Genomic DNA, 15751 nt, shown 5'->3' with positions numbered 1-15751 from the left:
CGAGCACGCGAGCCCGGGCGCTGTCCAAGATCGCGACACGCGAACCGCGATATGCGATTCGATATCGTCGCAGCGTGGACCCCCTGCGCGCGTTGCGCTACTTCGTCGTGGTCGCCGAAGAACTTCACTTCGGCCGCGCCGCCGACCGGCTCGGCATCGCCCAGCCGCCGCTGAGCCAGCGTATCCAGCGGCTCGAACGCGACCTCGGCGCGAAGCTGTTCGACCGCGACAGCAGGCACGTCGACCTGACCGAAGCGGGGCAGATCCTGCTCGCCGAAGCACGCGACCTGATCGCGCGCTGGGATCGCGCGGTCGCGCTCGTCGGCAAGGCCGGGGGCGGTGAACTCGACGCCCTGCGGGCCGGCGTGCCACCGGAGATGCCGGGCCGGGCGCTCGCCGGGATCCTGACCGCGTTCGCCCACGACCGGCCCGGCGTCCGCGTCGAACTGCAGGAGCTGACCACCACCGAGCAACTGCGCCTACTCGCCGAGGGCGAGCTCGACACGGGACTGCTGCACCTGCCGGTGGACGTGACCGGGCTGGAGCTGGGCCCCGCGCTCGAGACCCCGCTCGGCGTGGTGCTCCCCCGGGACTCGCCGCTGGCCGCCCGTGCGGAACTCGATCCGTCCGCCCTGGCCGGGCAGGGCCTCGTGCTCTTCCCGCGCGCGTCGGCGCCCGGGTACTACGACGCGCTCCTGCGCGCGTGCTGGGAAGACGGCTTCCGGCCGACCGCGGTGCACCACGCGCGAACGCCGGAGTTCGTCCTCGGCATGGTCCTGGCCGGGCACGGGGTGGCGCTGGCCGAAGGCACCGTCGCACAGAAGGAAACCCGGGTGGTGTGGCGGCCCCTCACTCCAGCACCCCTGCGGCGGCTGTGCTTCGCCTGGCCGTCCGGCAACGCGCACCCCGAAGCTAAGGCCTTCGCGTCGGTGGCACTCGCCGCGCTGAACACGCCCGCCACCAGCCCGCTCGGCACTACGGCCTTGCCCACCACCCGAACCTTCCCCCGCTCCCCAGCTTTGCCTCGCTTTCCAGCTCCAGCAGCCACCCCCAGCGCCCCCGCTCTGCCTGACAGCGCGATCCCACCCGACCTACCGAGCCTGCCCCCTAGATCGGCCTCGCCCGGTATCCCAGCACTGCCTGCTCGCTCGGCCTCGCCTGGTGACTCCGACTCGCCCAGCACGCTGGCCCTGCCCGATACCTCACCCAGCGACCCTGACCGTTCCCACGACCCAGCGGCGCCGCGCCCCTGGAACGTGGTCTACGGCACCGACTGATCCCCGCGCAGTTCGCCCACCGCTGCGGCCGCTGCAGCGCCAATGGCCGCCTCGACGGCTGGCTCCCGTTGCACCAGCGACCCCGATCGGGTGAAGACCGCGACCGCGAACCGTGCACCGTCCGGGTACTCGACCACGCCGATCTCGTTCCGGATGCACGGCAGCGTGCCCGTCTTGCCCCACACCCGCGCCTCCGCCGGGAACGCGCCACCGAGCCGGCTCCAGAAGACCTGCTGCCCCATCCACTGCCGGACCTGGGCCGCGGCCTCGCCCCGGTCGGCCCACAGATGCTCCAGCAACGCGGTCATTTCGCGAGGCGTGCTCGCGTTCGTCCAGCCCGGGTCGAGGGCGCGCATCGCCAGCACCCGGTCCGCGGAGAAGCTCCGGAACAGCTCCGCGAACCGCTCCGGCCCGCCCGCGTCCTCGATCATCGACGCCACGATGTCCCGCGGCGCACCGGCGATCCGCGTGTGCGTCAGCCCCAGCTCGCGCACCAGCGAGCGCACGTTGTCGAGCCCGACCCGGTCGCACAGCACGTCGGCCGCGGTGTTGTCGCTGACGGTCATCGCGAAGTAGGCCGCGTCGCGCAGGCTCAGCTCCACATCGTCCGCGCACCCCGCGGTGCCGGACCCGCCGAGCCGGTCGCGGGCCCCGATGCACACGCGGTCACGCGGGTCGAGCTGCCCGGCCGCTACCTGGCGGGCGAACTCCAGCACGAGCGGCACCTTCACCACCGAGGCCAGCACCACCGGCTCGTCGGCGCGCCAACCGCATTCGTCCCCGGTGCCAAGACGGCGGGCGTGCAGCCATCCGCGCACGCCCGCCGCCTCGAAGTGGTTCTCGATCACCCCAGATGTATAGCCCGGAGCCCGCCGATCTCGGTCATGCGGCGCTCCGCCAGGCGGTCGGCCGCGGTGGCCGCGGGCACGCCCTCGGCCTCGGCCAGCCGGAACACCGACTTCGTGGTGTCGAAGATCTGCGCGGTCTTGCGCTTGGCCCTGGCGAAGTCGAACCCGTGCAGCTCGTCGCTGACCTGGATCACGCCACCGGCGTTGACCAGGTAGTCCGGGGCGAACAGGATGCCGCGGTCGTCGAGCAACTTGTCGATGCCGGGGTGCGCGAGCTGGTTGTTCGCCGCCCCGCAGACGATCTTGGCCCGCAGTTCGGGGACCGTCTCGTCGTTCAGCGCGCCGCCCAGCGCGCACGGCGCGAACACGTCGAGCTCGGCGCGGATCAGCTCGTCGGCGCTGCCGACCACCTCGACCTCGGGGTGCTTGGTCTTGGTGCGTTCGATCGCGGCGGCCGAGACGTCGCTGATCACCACCCGCGCGCCGGCCTCGATCAGGTGCCCGACCAGCAGGTAACCCACCTTGCCGACGCCGGCCACGCCGACCCGGCGCCCGGCCAGTTCGGGGCTGCCCCACAGGTGCTCGGCCGAGGCCCGCATGCCCTGGAAGACACCGAACGCGGTGAGCACCGAGGAGTCACCGGCACCGCCGTCCTCGGGCGAGCGGCCGGTGACGAACCGGCTCTCGCGGGCGACGACGTCCATGTCCTGCACGTAGGTGCCCACGTCGCAGGCGGTGATGTAGCGGCCGTTGAGCGACTGCACGAAGCGGCCGTACGCCCGCAGCAGCGCCTCGGACTTCATGGTGGCCGGGTCGCCGATGATGACGGCCTTGCCGCCGCCGAGGTCGAGCCCGGCGAGCGCGTTCTTGTAGGCCATGCCCTTCGACAACGCGAGCACGTCGTCGAGCGCTTCGGCTTCGGAGGGATAGGGGTAGAACCGGGTTCCACCGAGGCCAGGGCCCAGTGCGGTGGAGTAGATGCCGATGATGGCCTTGAGACCGCTGGCCTTGTCGTGGCAGAAAACGACCTGTTCATGACCGGTATCCCGGCCGAATACACCGTCCGTCACGGTGGTGACTCCTTCGTTGGCACCGGCACGTGGCTTGTGGCACGCGCGGGGTTCGGTTGCAACCGGGATCACGCCCGCCGGGAAGGTCGTTCCCGCGGCCGGAGGGTCCCAACGAGAACCGTAGAGGGGGAAGATCCCCGTCGCCAAGGGGGTGTTTCACCAGAGTTCAAGCGCGCTCGACCAGGTATCGGCGCAGCACCGGGCCCACCCATTCGATGACCGTCTCGCGGTCCATGTCCACCACCGGCGGCAGTGCCAGCACGTACCGGCAGAGCGCGAGGCCGAGCACCTGACTGGCGATGAGCCCGGCCCTGGCGGCGAACTGGTTGTCGGGCGGCCCCAGCAGGATGACCACCGGGAGCAGCTGGGAGGCGAAGATCTGCTGCATCCGCTCGGCGGCGGGCGGGTTGGTGGCGGCCGAGCGGAGCAGCAGCTTCAGCGTGTCGTCGTGCTCCCAGCGGTCGAGGAAGTGGGCCACCAGCTCCTTGCCCACCTCCGCGCGCGGCACCTCGGTCAGGTTCGGCAGCTGAAGGTCGAATTCGGCGGCCGCGGCGAACAGGCGCTCCTTGTTGCCGTAGTACCGCATCACCATCGACGGGTCGATCCGCGCGTCCGCGGCGATCGCCCGGATGGTCGCGCGCTCGTAGCCGTCCGTGGCGAAGCGCTCCCGCGCCGCCGCCAGGATCGCCTGCCTCGTCCGGTCGGACCGGCGTGCCGTTTCTGCCATGCCAACAACCGTAGGCCAACACGTGTTGACATGCCAGCACCGGCGGGTCTAACTTTGCCAACAGGCGTTGGCCAACAGATGTTGACTTCTTCGAGAGAGGCGGCCGAGATGATTCCCGAGCAGACCGAGGTGCTGGTGGTGGGTGCCGGACCGATCGGACTGGCCGTGGCGGTGAGCCTGGCCCAGCAGGGGGTCGAGGTGACGGTGCTCGACCAGCAGGCGGAGGGCGCGAACACCTCGCGCGCCGCGGTGGTCCACCCGCGCACGATGGAGGCGCTGGACCGGCTCGGCGTCGCGGACCGGCTGGCCGGGCTGTCGCTGCGCGCCGGCCGGTTCACCATCCGCGACCGCGACCGCGTGCTGGTGCCGCTGGAGTTCGACCAGGTTCCGAGCCCGTACCGGACGCTGTTCATGGTTCCGCAGCCGACCACCGAGCGCGTGCTGCTCGAACGGTTCACCGAGCTGGGCGGCAAGGTGCTGCGCCCGCACCGGCTCACCGCGCTCGACCAGAACGCGGACGGCGTGGTCGCGACCGTGGACGGGCAGCACCGGATCACCGCGCGGTACGTGGTCGGTGCCGACGGCATGCGGAGCGCGGTGCGGACGTTCAGCGGCATCGGCTTCGGCAAGGACAGCGCCGGCGAGACGTTCACCCTCGCGGACGTGCGGCTGCGGGACGGCGGCCTGCCCGGTGAGGAGGTCGTGCTGTTCTTCTCGGGTGCGGGCATGGTGGTCTCGGCCCCGCTGCCCGACGGTTCGTTCCGCATCGTGGCCGAGGTCGAGGACCCGCCCGAGGAGCCCGACCTCGCCTTCGTGCAGGACCTGCTCGACCGCCGGGGTCCCGCGGCCGGGACCGCGCGGATCGCCGAGGTCGTCTGGGGGTCGCGGTTCCGGGTGCACCACCGGGTGGCCGATCGGTACCGCGAAGGCCGGGTCCTCCTGGCCGGGGACGCCGCCCACGTGCACAGCCCGGCCGGTGGTCAGGGCATGAACCTCGGCCTGCGGGACGCGGTCGCGCTGGGCGAGGCACTGGGCGCGGTGGTCAAGGGCGGGCCGGACAGCCTGCTCGACGAGTACGCCGCGACCCAGCGTCCGAAGGCGGAGGAGGTGGTCAAGTTCGCCGGGCGGCTGACTCGGCTAGCGACCGCGAGCCCGCTGGCGCGGCCGGTGCGGAACGCGGTGCTGTCGGTGCTGGCGAAGGTGCCCGCTTTCCGGGTGATGCTGACCAAGCGGCTCGCCGGAGTGGCGGACCGGTGACGCGCTCCGATGGCAGGATCTCCGGCATGACCGGTGAACTGTTCGTGCGTCGTGGTGGTTCCGGGGATCGAACGCTTCTGCTGCTGCACGGGCTGGGCGGGACCGGCGAGGTGTGGCAGGGCCTGACCGACCGGCTTCCCGGCGAGTGGAACTGGGTGGTGCCGGACCTGCCCGGGCACGGGCGTTCGGCCTCGGTGCCCTCCTACACCTTCGGCGGGCTCGCCGCCGAGATCGCGAAGTCGATCAGCGGCGAGGTGACCGTCGTGGGGCATTCGCTCGGCGGGGTGCTCGCGCTGACGCTGGCGAGTGGCTGGTTCGGCTCGCGGGTCCCGGCGGTCTGCGGGCTCGGCATCAAGGTCCGCTGGAGCGAGGAGGACCTGGCGAAGGCGGCCGCGGTGGCGGCGAAGCCCGCGCGCGTGTTCGCCACCCGGGAGGAGGCGGCGGACCGCTGGCTCAAGGTGTCCGGGCTGGTCGGGCTCGTGCCGCTGGAGGCGGTGAGCGCGGGCGTGGTCCCGGACGGCGACGGCTGGCGGGTGGCCCTCGACCAGGGCGCGTTCGGGGTGGGCGCGCCGGACATGCGTGGCCTGCTCGCCGCGGCCGGCGGCAAGGTGGTGCTGGCCGCGGGCGAGCACGACCCGATGTGCCCGGCGGAGCACCTGCGCGAGCTCGTGCCGGACCCGGTGGTGCTGCCCCGGCTCGGGCACAACGCCCACGTCGAGGACCCCGCCGCGCTGCTCCCGCTGCTGGACCGCCTGCGCTGAGGTCTACTGGACCGCTTGCGCTGAGGTCGCGAGCACAGCAGCCCGCTCAATGACCGCCGGCGGGTGTTCAGTTGGTGGCGACGGCGTCGTCGAGGGAGACGCGAGCTTCCCAGTCGATGTGGTGCTTGGTGAGCCAGTCGGCGTTGTTGCGCGGCCCCTTCTTGAGCACGCGCGGCAGGACCGCGTCCCGCACCATGCGCTTGAGCGGGCCCGGCACCGCGGTGCCGCCCATGCGAGCGCTGGTCGCCACCACGCGTTCCACCCGCTCGCGGCGAAGTCCCTCGTAGGCGCGGAAGGCGTCGCCGATCTGCGCCACGTCCCGCAGGCAACGTGCCAGTGTGACCCCGTCCTCGGCGGCCATTGACGCGCCCTGCCCGGCGTTCGGCGCGGCCACGTGCGCGGCGTCGCCGAGGATGACCATCGAGCCCGCGTGCCAGACCGGGGTGGACGGGATGTGGTACGCGTTGCTCGCCGTCACGTCGGCTCCGGTGGCGCGCACGATGTCCGACGCGGGCGTGTTGTCCTTGGCGAACAGCTCCAGCGCCCTGGCCTTCCACTCCTCGGCATCGATACCGGCGAGGTCGGCCTTGCTCAACTCCGCACCGGGCGCGTTGGTGAACCACCAGGTCTCGCCGTTCGGCGCGGTGACGTAACCGAAGAAGGCGCGCTTGCCGTAGACCATCCGGTAGGTGCCGTCCGGGGCCGGCGAAGGCGCGTTCTCGGCGTATCCGCAGATGGTGGTGTTGCCGAGGTGCCGAGGCCGGGGCGCGGTCTCGTCGATCAGGGCGCGGGTGACCGAGTGGATGCCGTCGGCGCCGATCAGTAGGTCGCCCTTGGCCTGGTCCCCGTCGGCGAAGGTGGCGACCACCCCGCCGTCGGAGGTGTTGCGCGCGCCGGTGAGCCGCTTGCCGTGCTCGATCCGGATGCCGCGCGCGGCCAGTTCGTCCTGGAGCACGCGGTACAGCGTGGCGCGCTTGAGGGTGCGCGGCCCGAGCACGCCCTCGCGCCGCAGCGGCACCTCACCGAGGTACTTGCCGGTCCCGCTGAGGAACTCCACCTTCGACGCCGGGAACGACTGGTCGGCCACCTGCTCGTGCACGCCGATCGCGCGCAGGGCGTCCTGGCCGTTGCTCATCAGCGTGAGGAAGGCACCGACGTCGTCGGCGCCGGTCGGGTAGGCCTCGTAGACCACCGAGTCGATACCCGCCTTGCGCAGGGCCATCGCGGTCACCGGACCGGCGATGCCCCCGCCGATGATCAGGGCGTGGGTCATCGGCTCGCCTGCAATGCACGGGAGAGGGCAACCAGTTCGCGGACGTCGGCGTCCAGCCCCTCGGCCGCGGGCATCGCCACCGGCACCGCCTGCTTGGGCACCGGGTCCCCGGTGGACCGGGTGCGCAGCGCCTCCTTCAGCTTGCCCGCGAGGTTCTCGTGCGTCACCGGCTGCTCCCGCAGATCAGCCAGGTAGGGGCTGATGCGCACCAGCCCGTCCCGGCACTCGATCACCCGACGGTAGTACCGGCGGTGCACACCCGTCACGCTGAGCACGTCGCGCCACCGGCTGGACGGCACGCGGCTGAGCGCGTCCTCGGGGAACTCCTGGTGCAGCACGGTCCAGAGCGGGCCGAGCCGCCGGTACATCCGGCGGTGGTGCAGCCACACCGCGGCCGCGGCCAGCTTCCGCGCGGCGGCCGGGTAGATGAAGCCGATCAGGAAGATCACGATGCCGGGCAGCAGGAAGAACATGGCCCCGATCGAGCCGATCGAGGTCTGCGCCGAGCCGTCGGCACCCGGCGCGGCGGCCATGCCCAGCCAGCGCAGGATCACCGCCGGGATGAACAGGCAGTCCGCGACCACGATCATCGACATGCCGATGCCCGCCAGTCGCAGGCCGCGCCGCACACTGCGTTCGGCGCCCTTCGCGGACTTGAACGCCCAGCGCGCGGCGAGGCCGAACCCGAGCCCCATGTAGGCGTCGGCGGTGACGAAGAACAACGCCACCCCGGTCACCCTGTGGTCGTTCGTGGCCACGCCGGCCGGGGTGATCGCCGCGGCCACGATCAGCACGACCTCGGCGACGGCCAGCGGGATCAGGTACCGCGTCGTCTTGCGCAGCGCCTCCCGCTGGTCCAGTGCGGAGAAGAGGAAGAACGAGATCAGGCAGTTTACCGCGACCAGCAGGATACCGTGCTGGATCAGCCGCGACACCATCGGCGGCAGGCCGAGGAAGACCTGGTTCTCACCGGCGATCAGGCCGAACGGGTACGCCACGGCCAGGCAGCCGACCGCGATCGTCACACACCACAGCGGGGCCGAGCGCGGCGAGCGGACCAGCCGGATCAGCAGCCACGTCAGCGCGGCGACGGCGACGACGCCGTAGGCGATGAGTCCGGCGCTCACAGCCACCCCAACCGGTCGGAGAGCGCGGCCTCCATCCGGCGGGTGGACGGCGCGTTCGCGCCCGGCGCGACCCGGTCGAGCACCGAGGCCCATTCGAGGATGATCGTGGCGACGGTCTCCGCCTCGCGCTCGTGCTCGGTGTCGTAGGAGGTGCGGCGCAGGGCGCGGCGCACCGCGTCGGACTCCAGATCGGGGTACCGCTCGCGCAGCGCGTTCGGCTCCACGTCGGGGTACAGCTCGGCGAGCAGCGCGTCGTCGCCCTCGTCGCTGTGGTGCCCGGCCAGGATGTGGCCGAGTTCGTGCAGGATGATGTGGCCCTGGTGGGCCTTGCTGGTTTCCTGCTGGTAGAGGATGTAGTCGGCGGACCGGGTGGTGATCCAGACGCCGAACGGACCGGGCACCGGGATGGCGTGCGCGATCAGCCGGATCGGCTTGCCCCGGCGCTCACCCACCTTGCGGCACAGCTCGGTCACGTCCAGCGGCGGGCGGATGTCCAGTTCGTTCAGCAGCTGCCTGCACTGCCGGCGTAACGCTCGCTCGCGCACCGGATCACTCCTCCGTATCGGCTCGGGCGGCCTGCTCCTCGCGGTAGACGACGTTGAGCAGCTCCATCACCAGGCGGCGGCGTTCGGGCGAGAGCTCCCCCGCCCGCATGGCCATCAGCTGCGCGTCGCTGCTGCCCGCGATTTCGTTGAGGCGCGCCTGCTCGGACTTCAGCTCCGCCAGTTGCCTGTCGACCCTATCGGTGACGGCGTCGTCGAAGAAGTAGCTGGCGGGCACGCCGAAGAAGCCGGCCAGGGCCTGGAGGTGCTTGAAGGTCGGGTTGTCCTTCTTGCCCTTGCGCAGCTGCCAGATGTAGCTCTGCGAGATCTTGACGTCGCCGTCGCCCTGGTCCGAGATGGTCGCCGCGACGTGCTCGTTGCTGTATTCCTGCCCGTTGCGCGGTGTCTGGTTGGCGAACAAGTGGTTGAGCTTGTCCGCCAGGCTCCGGCTACCCCGATCCACCGTGTCCACCTCTCCACATTTCGACTGAGGAAGAAGTCCATCTCGTCGGTTTTCTTCGCTTCAGTTGAAACCACGGTCCGCGCCCATTAGTCTCCAGAGCGTGACCGGATTGACTGATGCGAAAGAGGGTAGCAGCCGGACACTGTATGTGAGTACAAGCGGACGCGACCGATCCGCTGCCACCGTGCCCGGCGCCGTGCGCACCGCCGATCGTGGCCTCTGCTGCGAGCGATGCGGTGAACCGCTGGGCTACCGCGCGATGGACCGGCTCACCGGCCTGCCGGGCCGTTGGGAGTGGGACCACCAGGCCGGACACGCCCTGGAGGAGCTGGCCCACCGACCGGGGGTGATGCTCCTGGTCGACCTGGACCGGTTCCAGGCCATCAACGACGCGCATGGTCATCTCGCCGGGGACACGGTGCTGACTTCGGTGGCCCTCGCGCTGCGGAACACCGTGCGCGACGGCGACGTCCTCGGCCGGTTCGGCGGGCACGACGGGGACGAGTTCCTCGTGTTCCTGCCCGCGACCCGGCTCGAACAGGGCCTCTCGATCGCGCGGGACATGCGTACCAGGATAAGGACCATCGTGGTCACCGTGCGATCCGCGATCGGCCATACGGTGGTCATCGAGGAGCTGACCGGCTCGATCGGCGTCGGCGTGCACCACCCCGGACTGGGCACCGGCCTGCGCGAACTCGTCGGCGAGGCCAGTGCCGCCCTGCAGACGGCCAAGCGCTCAGGTCGCGATCGGATCTCGTTGCCGCCGGTCGTCTGACTAATCCCCGCAGACCTCGCCGAGTGCGGCCATGGCGGCGTCGAGCTGGCTGTCGGCGTGGTAGGGCGCAGGTCCGAAGCGGAGGTACTCGCCGCGGCTGTCGGTCCGGACCCCGCGCTTCTCCAGTTCGGTGCACAGCTCCCCGGCCCGCGGACTCCGCAGCGCGAGGAACCCGCCGAACGCCTCCCGGGGCAGCTGCTCGCGAGTGATCAGTGAAGGCGGCAGGTCCAGCGCGTCGAACTGATCCGCCAGGCGGGTGTTCTGCCGCAGCGAGATCTCCCGCAGCCGCTCGGCGGTCAGGCCCTGGTCGGTGAAGAAGGTGGCCACCCTGGCTGCCCGGTAGTGGCTGGTCGGGTCGTAGGTGGCGCCCGCGAACCGGTCGCCCCCGGCCGCGTAGGCGACCGCGCCGGGCCGCCGCGCGTCGGCGATCGCGCCGAACTCGGCGAACCACCCCGTCACGACCGGGCGCAGGTCGGCCGCGTGCGGCGGGACGCGCAGGAAGCAGTTGCCCTCGCCGAACTGGAGGTACTTGTACCCGCCGCCGACGATCCAGGCCTCTTCGAGCCCGTCCATCGAGAACGGCACCACGCCGAGTGCGTGGTAGGCGTCGACCACGAGCTCGGCACCACGCGAGGCGCACCGCTCGGCCAGCGATTGCACATCGCATACGATGCGCGACGTCTCGAACAGCACCTTCGAGACGAAGACCGCGCACGTCCGGTCGTCGACCTCGTCGGCGAGGCGTTCGGCGAGCGACTCCACTGGCGAGGCGGCCACGCGCACCACCTCCACCCCGGCCTCGGCCAGCCTCGCGAGCTGGCGGCGCAGCGTGTGGAACTCGCCGTCGGTGGTCACCACGCAAGGTCGCGAGCGCAGGTCGAGCGCGGACAGCAGCCGGATCACCAGCTCGTGCGTGTTCGCTCCGAGCGCCAGCTCAGCCGCCGGGTCGCCCAGCCAGCCCCGGAACGCGGCGCGGACCTCGTCCGCCTTCGCGAACGCCCGGTCCCACTTCGCGTCGACCTCGAGTGCGGCGTCCTCGAAGGCTTGGACCTGGCCTTCCAGCGCGACATCCGGCCAGGCCTGGTGCGAATGCGCCGAGAGCAGCAGCCGGTCGGCCACCCGGAACCGGCGGTAGTGCGCGGCGAGCGGGTTCACAGCCGGCTCCGCACGGCCCACAGGTCCGGGAACATCGGCCGGAACAGGGTCTCCCGCAGGTAGCGCGCCCCCGAGGAGCCGCCCGTGCCGGTCTTGTCGCCGATGGTCCGCTCGACCATCTTCACGTGCCGGTACCGCCACTCCTGCACCCCCTCGTCCAGGTCGACCAGGTGCTCGGCGAGTGTCGACGGGCCGCCGTCGTCCTTGTACACCTTCAGCAGCACGTCCTGCAGTTCCGGCGACGGCTCCAGCGGCTTGGTGAAGTCCCGGCCCGACGGCACGTCGTACCCGCACTTCGCCAGGTAGCTGACGAACGAGTCGAAGACCGACGGCCGCGCCATCGCCTCGGTGACCCGGTCCCGCGCTTCGCCGGCCGGGTGGTGCGCCACCGCGCGGTCGTCCCGGCGGCCGAGCACCGACTCCAGCTCGCGGAACTGCGCCGACTGGAACCCGCTCGACGCGTCCAGCCGCGCCCGGAAGCCGGTGAACTGGCTCGGCGTCATCGTCTCCAGCACGTCGATCTGCGCGACGATCACCTTGAAGATGGTCAGCACCCGGCGCAGCGAGCGCACCGCGTGCGCGGTCGCACCCGCCTCCAGTTGCCGCTGCAGTTCGGCCAGCTCGTGCAGGATCTGCTTGAACCACAGCTCGTAGACCTGGTGGATGACGATGAACAGCAGTTCGTCGTGCTCCTCGGAGCGCGGGCGCTGCGCGTTGAGGACCTCGTCCAGCGCCAGGTACGAGGTGTAGGTCAGGGCCGCGTTGTTCGCGGTCGGCTCGGTCATGGGGTGGTCACCTCGTCGAAGTGTCGTTGCGCGGCGGGCGCCAAGGCCGCCTGCAGGTCATGGAACAACGCCACTGCCCGGGCGCGCGCGGCCGGTGCCGGCACAATCTCCCCCGGCAGCTCCGGATCCCTGGCCGGGAACTCCCGGAAGATGTGGAGCAGCCGCGTGCGCAGGGCGAACGCGGCCGCGTCGTCGAGGGCGGCACGCGCCCGCTCGTCGGCGTAGGCGTCGAACTCGGCGACGAAGGCGCCGTACCGGGCGGCCAGGTCGTCGAGGTCCCAGGCACGCGCCGCGAACACGCCGATGTCGAGCCCGGTCGACGGCTTGCCGAGCATGAGCCCGGCGTGCGCGGTCACCTCCAGCTCGCGCAGCAGATCCAGCACCTCCTGCTCCCGATCGTGCGGCGCCAGCCAGGTGCCGTCCTGCACCGAGCCGAACCCGAGGAAGCGCAGCCGCCGCACCAGGCGCTCGCGCGCGACCCGGCGGTCGTCCGGAATCTGGTGCCAGAGCACGGTCCAGTCGCCGGCACGCGTGGTCGTGCGCCCAAGGGAGAAGATCCGCCGGTCGCCGTCCTCCAGCACGGACAGCGTGCGCCGGGTCAGCCGGTAGTAGACGCGCCTGCCGTCCTTGTGCCGTTCGAGCAGGTCGCGGCGGACCACCCGGGTCAGCGCGATCCGGGCCGCGCCCTCGGAGAAGCCGAGTTCGGCGAGCAGCGCGACCAGCCCGCCCGACCAGACCTGGCGGGTGCGCCGCGGTTCGGCATACCCGCCGAGCAGGGTCATCACCAGCTCCTGGGGAGCGGGCTCGAAGGCAGCGGGGTCCACCCGTCCGACTCTATACACCCCACCCGGCTCCCGTGTAGGTTGATTTCGATGAAGGTCGGAATCGGACTGCCGAACACCACCCCGGACGCGACCGGCCGGCTGCTGGCCGAGTGGGCGCGGCGGGCCGACGACGGCCCGTTCTCCACCGTCGCCGTGCTGGACCGGCTGGTCTACGACAGCGTCGAGCCGTTCACCGCGCTCGCCGCGGCGGCCGCGGTCACCGAGCGGGTGCGGCTGGCCACCAACATCGCCATCGGCCCGCTGCGCAGCGCCGCGATGCTGGCCAAGCAGGCGGACTCGGTAGCGCGCCTCAGCGACGGCCGGTTCACCCTCGGGCTCGGCGTCGGAGCGCGGCGCGACGACTACACCGCCGCCGAGGCCGACCACCGCACCCGCGGCGAACGCCTGTCCGCGCAGCTCGCGCACCTGCGAGCGGAGAACACCGACCTCGAACTGCTGGTCGGCGGCAGCAGCGGCGCGGCGTTCGCCAGGATGGCGCGCTACGCCGACGGGTTCGCCCACGGCGGCGGCCCGCCCCGCGCCTTCGCCTCCGCGGCGACCCGGGCCCGCGCCGCGTGGCACGACCTCGGCCGTCCCGGCACGCCGAAGCTCTGGGGCCAGGGTTACTTCGCACTCGGTGACCCCGACCGCGGCTCCGCCTACCTGCGCGACTACTACGCCTTCACCGGCCCGTTCGCCGAGACGATCGCCGCGGCCAACCTGACCAGCGCCCGCGCGATCAAGGACTTCGTGCGCGGGTACGCGGCCGAGGGCTGCGACGAGCTCATCCTCTTCCCGACCGTCGCCGACCTGGACGAGGTCGAGCGCCTGGCCGAGGTGCTGGCATGAAGGTCTGCGTACTGGGTGCGGGGCCGGCGGGGCTGTACCTGTCGATCCTGCTCAAGCGCGCCGACCCCACGCACGAGATCGAGATCTTCGAGCGCAACGCGCCCGGCGCGACCTTCGGCTGGGGCGTGGTCTTCTCGGAGGAGACGCTCGGCGAACTGCGCGACGCCGACTACGCCACCTTCCTGCGGATCACCGACACCTTCGCGCGCTGGGACGCGATCGACATCCGCTACCGAGGCGAGGTCCTGCGCTCGCGAGGACACGGGTTCTCCGCGATCGCCCGCAAGAAACTGCTCGCCATCCTGCAGGAACGCTGTCGCGAACTGGGCGTGGTGCTGCGGTTCGAGACCAACATCGAGGACCCGGCCGACCTGCCGGAGGCCGATCTGGTGGTCGCCGCCGACGGGGTGAACAGCGTGCTGCGGCGGTCGCGCGACTTCGGCACGCGCTCGACCCCGCAGGGCTGCAAGTACATCTGGTACGGCACGGACCTGGTGCTCGACGCCTTCCGGTTCAGCTTCGCCGAGACCGAGCACGGCCTGATCCAGACCCACTCCTACCCCTTCGACGAGCACACGAGCACGGTCATCGTCGAGTGCCCCGAGCCGACCTGGCGGGCCGCCGGGCTGGACCGGATGAGCGACGAGGAGAGCATCGCCTTCTGCGAGGACCTGTTCGCCCGCGACCTCGACGGGCACAGCCTGCTGTCGAACAAATCGGCCTGGCTCAGCTTCCCGCGCATCCGAAACCGCCGGTGGAGTGACGGCAACGTGGTCCTGCTCGGCGACTCCGCGCACACCGCGCACTTCTCCATCGGCTCCGGCACGAAGCTCGCCATGGAGGACGCGGTCTCGCTGGCCAACGCGTTCGTGCGGCACGGCCACCACGACCGCGCCGCGATCCGGGCCGCGCTGGTGCACTACGAACTGGAGCGGCGCCCGATGGTGGACCGGTTCCAGCAGGCCGCGGCCGACAGCGCCGGCTACTTCGAGCGCGTCCGGCACCACACCGGCCTGCCGCCGCGGCAGTTCGCGGTCAACCTGCTCACCCGCAGCGGGCGGATCAGCCACGCGAACCTGGCCCTGCGTGATGCGGAGTTCGTCCGGCGGGCGGACCTCGACTTCGCGGGCGAACCCGACCGGCTGTTCGCCCCGCCGCCGTTCCTCACCCCCCTGCAACTAGGCAAGGCCCTGATCCCGAACCGGCTGGTGGTGACCGGCGACCCGCGTGGTGCCGGGCTCGTGCGCACGGCACCGATCGCGGTGTCCGAGGACGGCCGGATCACGCCGGAGACCCAGGTCGGCGTGGCTTCGTCGCCGGTCGGTGCGGTGCACGAGGCGGGCGCGCTGGCGATGGCGTGCCTGACGCACGCCGGTCGCCGGGGCGCGACCCGGCCCGCGCGGTACGGGGTCGACGTGCCATTGCCGCCGGACGAGGCCTGGCCGCTGCTGTCCGCCTCGGCAGTGCCGTACGGGCCGCTGAGCCAGGTACCGAAGGCCGCCGACGAGGCGGACCTGAACCGGATTCGCGACCAGTTCGCTTCGGCGGCAGCCGAGGCGGCGACCGCGGGGTTCGACCTGCTCGAACTGGACTTCGCCCAGGGCAGGCTGCTCGCGAGCTTCCTGTCGCCGCTGACCAATCCCGCCGAGGACCGGCTGCGCTTCCCACTCGAGGTCCTCAGCGCGTGCCGCGAAGCATGGCCGGACGAGCGCCCGCTGGTGGTCCGGCTGACCGTCACCGACTGGGCTCCGCGAGGCGCGACCATCGAGGATGGTGTGGCGTACGCCCGCGCCTTCGCGGAGGCGGGCGCGTCGATGATCCACGTCGAAGCGGGGCAGACCGTGGCCGAGACCCGGCCGGTCTACCGGCGGGGCTTCCTCACCACGCTCAGCGACCGAATTCGTGCCGAGGCAGCCGTGCCAACGCTTGTTGGCGGCCACCTCACCAGCACCGATGAGGTCAACACCGTGCTCGCCGCCGGGCGCGCGGATCTCTGCCTGCTCACCGTGGAGGCCTGA

The 15751-nt window shown here is 71.7% G+C and carries 16 protein-coding genes; 6 read left to right on the top strand and 10 right to left on the bottom strand.

Annotation, left to right across the window (positions count from 1 at the left end):
* The first annotated feature begins 74 nt into the window (after positions 1-74).
* Positions 75-1277 carry a LysR family transcriptional regulator gene (locus tag JYK18_RS19860; RefSeq protein WP_206803452.1) on the top strand — a complete coding sequence of 401 codons (1203 nt, stop codon included), beginning with the start codon at positions 75-77 and terminating at the stop codon, positions 1275-1277.
* On the opposite strand, the gene JYK18_RS19855 is transcribed toward JYK18_RS19860, so the two are convergent.
* The 3 genes from JYK18_RS19855 to JYK18_RS19845 all read right to left on the bottom strand — a co-directional run bounded on the left by JYK18_RS19855 (position 1262) and on the right by JYK18_RS19845 (position 3922).
* On the bottom strand, positions 1262-2125 hold the full coding sequence (locus JYK18_RS19855) for a serine hydrolase (RefSeq protein ID WP_206803451.1): 864 nt from the start codon (positions 2123-2125) through the stop codon (positions 1262-1264). The genes JYK18_RS19860 and JYK18_RS19855 overlap by 16 nt on opposite strands.
* Entirely contained in the window at positions 2122-3195 is a 1074-nt protein-coding gene (locus tag JYK18_RS19850; RefSeq protein WP_206803450.1) for a Glu/Leu/Phe/Val dehydrogenase, read from the bottom strand. Before JYK18_RS19850 ends, JYK18_RS19855 begins: the two co-directional genes overlap by 4 nt.
* 166 nt (positions 3196-3361) lie before the next feature.
* The gene (locus JYK18_RS19845) at positions 3362-3922 is read right to left on the bottom strand and encodes a TetR family transcriptional regulator (RefSeq protein WP_206803449.1); all 561 of its coding nucleotides are present in this window, start codon (positions 3920-3922) and stop codon (positions 3362-3364) included.
* Positions 3923-4030: 108 nt separating this feature from the next.
* Here JYK18_RS19845 and JYK18_RS19840 point away from each other — a divergent pair, with 108 nt between their 5' ends.
* Both JYK18_RS19840 and JYK18_RS19835 read left to right on the top strand, forming a co-directional pair.
* Entirely contained in the window at positions 4031-5179 is a 1149-nt protein-coding gene (locus tag JYK18_RS19840) for an NAD(P)/FAD-dependent oxidoreductase (protein ID WP_206803448.1), read from the top strand.
* Between the two features lie 26 nt (positions 5180-5205).
* Entirely contained in the window at positions 5206-5940 is a 735-nt protein-coding gene (locus JYK18_RS19835) for an alpha/beta fold hydrolase (protein ID WP_206803447.1), read from the top strand.
* A gap of 67 nt (positions 5941-6007) precedes the next feature.
* Here the strand turns inward: JYK18_RS19835 and JYK18_RS19830 are convergent, their stop codons facing one another.
* Genes JYK18_RS19830 through JYK18_RS19815 form a run of 4 tightly spaced genes read right to left on the bottom strand, consistent with a single transcriptional unit; the run spans position 6008 to position 9345 of the window.
* Positions 6008-7213: an NAD(P)/FAD-dependent oxidoreductase gene (locus JYK18_RS19830; RefSeq protein WP_206803446.1), complete on the bottom strand. Its 1206-nt coding sequence runs from the start codon at positions 7211-7213 to the stop codon at positions 6008-6010.
* Entirely contained in the window at positions 7210-8340 is a 1131-nt protein-coding gene (locus JYK18_RS19825; RefSeq protein ID WP_206803445.1) for an MAB_1171c family putative transporter, read from the bottom strand. The genes JYK18_RS19830 and JYK18_RS19825 overlap by 4 nt, the downstream gene beginning before the upstream one ends.
* Positions 8337-8885, bottom strand: coding sequence for a hypothetical protein (locus tag JYK18_RS19820; RefSeq protein ID WP_206803444.1), 549 nt, complete (start codon positions 8883-8885; stop codon positions 8337-8339). The genes JYK18_RS19825 and JYK18_RS19820 overlap by 4 nt, the downstream gene beginning before the upstream one ends.
* A gap of 4 nt (positions 8886-8889) precedes the next feature.
* Positions 8890-9345: a helix-turn-helix domain-containing protein gene (locus tag JYK18_RS19815; protein WP_206803443.1), complete on the bottom strand. Its 456-nt coding sequence runs from the start codon at positions 9343-9345 to the stop codon at positions 8890-8892.
* Positions 9346-9529: 184 nt separating this feature from the next.
* Here JYK18_RS19815 and JYK18_RS19810 point away from each other — a divergent pair, with 184 nt between their 5' ends.
* Complete coding sequence (locus JYK18_RS19810) at positions 9530-10120, top strand: GGDEF domain-containing protein (RefSeq protein WP_206803442.1); 591 nt, start codon at positions 9530-9532, stop codon at positions 10118-10120.
* On the opposite strand, the gene JYK18_RS19805 is transcribed toward JYK18_RS19810, so the two are convergent.
* The 3 genes from JYK18_RS19805 to JYK18_RS19795 are packed head-to-tail and all read right to left on the bottom strand — an operon-like array spanning position 10121 to position 12842.
* Positions 10121-11275: an aminotransferase class V-fold PLP-dependent enzyme gene (locus tag JYK18_RS19805; protein WP_206803441.1), complete on the bottom strand. Its 1155-nt coding sequence runs from the start codon at positions 11273-11275 to the stop codon at positions 10121-10123.
* A complete protein-coding gene (locus JYK18_RS19800) occupies positions 11272-12060 on the bottom strand; it encodes a tryptophan 2,3-dioxygenase (RefSeq protein ID WP_206803440.1) in 789 nt (262 codons plus the stop codon). The genes JYK18_RS19805 and JYK18_RS19800 overlap by 4 nt, the downstream gene beginning before the upstream one ends.
* Positions 12057-12842 carry a PaaX family transcriptional regulator C-terminal domain-containing protein gene (locus tag JYK18_RS19795; RefSeq protein WP_206804353.1) on the bottom strand — a complete coding sequence of 262 codons (786 nt, stop codon included), beginning with the start codon at positions 12840-12842 and terminating at the stop codon, positions 12057-12059. Before JYK18_RS19795 ends, JYK18_RS19800 begins: the two co-directional genes overlap by 4 nt.
* 90 nt (positions 12843-12932) lie before the next feature.
* Between JYK18_RS19795 and JYK18_RS19790 the strand changes: the two genes are divergently transcribed.
* Positions 12933-13733 (top strand): LLM class flavin-dependent oxidoreductase, encoded by an 801-nt coding sequence (locus JYK18_RS19790; protein WP_206803439.1) that lies wholly within the window; start codon positions 12933-12935, stop codon positions 13731-13733.
* Positions 13730-15751: an FAD-dependent monooxygenase gene (locus JYK18_RS19785; RefSeq protein WP_206803438.1), complete on the top strand. Its 2022-nt coding sequence runs from the start codon at positions 13730-13732 to the stop codon at positions 15749-15751. Before JYK18_RS19790 ends, JYK18_RS19785 begins: the two co-directional genes overlap by 4 nt.

Origin of the sequence: Amycolatopsis sp. 195334CR, from assembly GCF_017309385.1 — a bacterium.
GTDB lineage: Bacteria > Actinomycetota > Actinomycetes > Mycobacteriales > Pseudonocardiaceae > Amycolatopsis.
Note: the sequence above shows the minus strand (reverse complement) of the source record. Positions and strands in the feature narration are given on the sequence as shown.

Excerpts from the sequence above, each read along its gene's own strand:
- JYK18_RS19845 (WP_206803449.1), bottom strand. The coding sequence starts at position 3,922 with ATGGCAGAAACGGCACGCCGGTCCGACCGGACGAGGCAGGCGATCCTG.
- JYK18_RS19840 (WP_206803448.1), top strand. The coding sequence starts at position 4,031 with ATGATTCCCGAGCAGACCGAGGTGCTGGTGGTGGGTGCCGGACCGATC.
- JYK18_RS19835 (WP_206803447.1), top strand. The coding sequence starts at position 5,206 with ATGACCGGTGAACTGTTCGTGCGTCGTGGTGGTTCCGGGGATCGAACG.
- JYK18_RS19830 (WP_206803446.1), bottom strand. The coding sequence starts at position 7,213 with ATGACCCACGCCCTGATCATCGGCGGGGGCATCGCCGGTCCGGTGACC.
- JYK18_RS19800 (WP_206803440.1), bottom strand. The coding sequence starts at position 12,060 with ATGACCGAGCCGACCGCGAACAACGCGGCCCTGACCTACACCTCGTAC.
- JYK18_RS19795 (WP_206804353.1), bottom strand. The coding sequence starts at position 12,842 with ATGACCCTGCTCGGCGGGTATGCCGAACCGCGGCGCACCCGCCAGGTC.
- JYK18_RS19790 (WP_206803439.1), top strand. The coding sequence starts at position 12,933 with ATGAAGGTCGGAATCGGACTGCCGAACACCACCCCGGACGCGACCGGC.
- JYK18_RS19785 (WP_206803438.1), top strand. The coding sequence starts at position 13,730 with ATGAAGGTCTGCGTACTGGGTGCGGGGCCGGCGGGGCTGTACCTGTCG.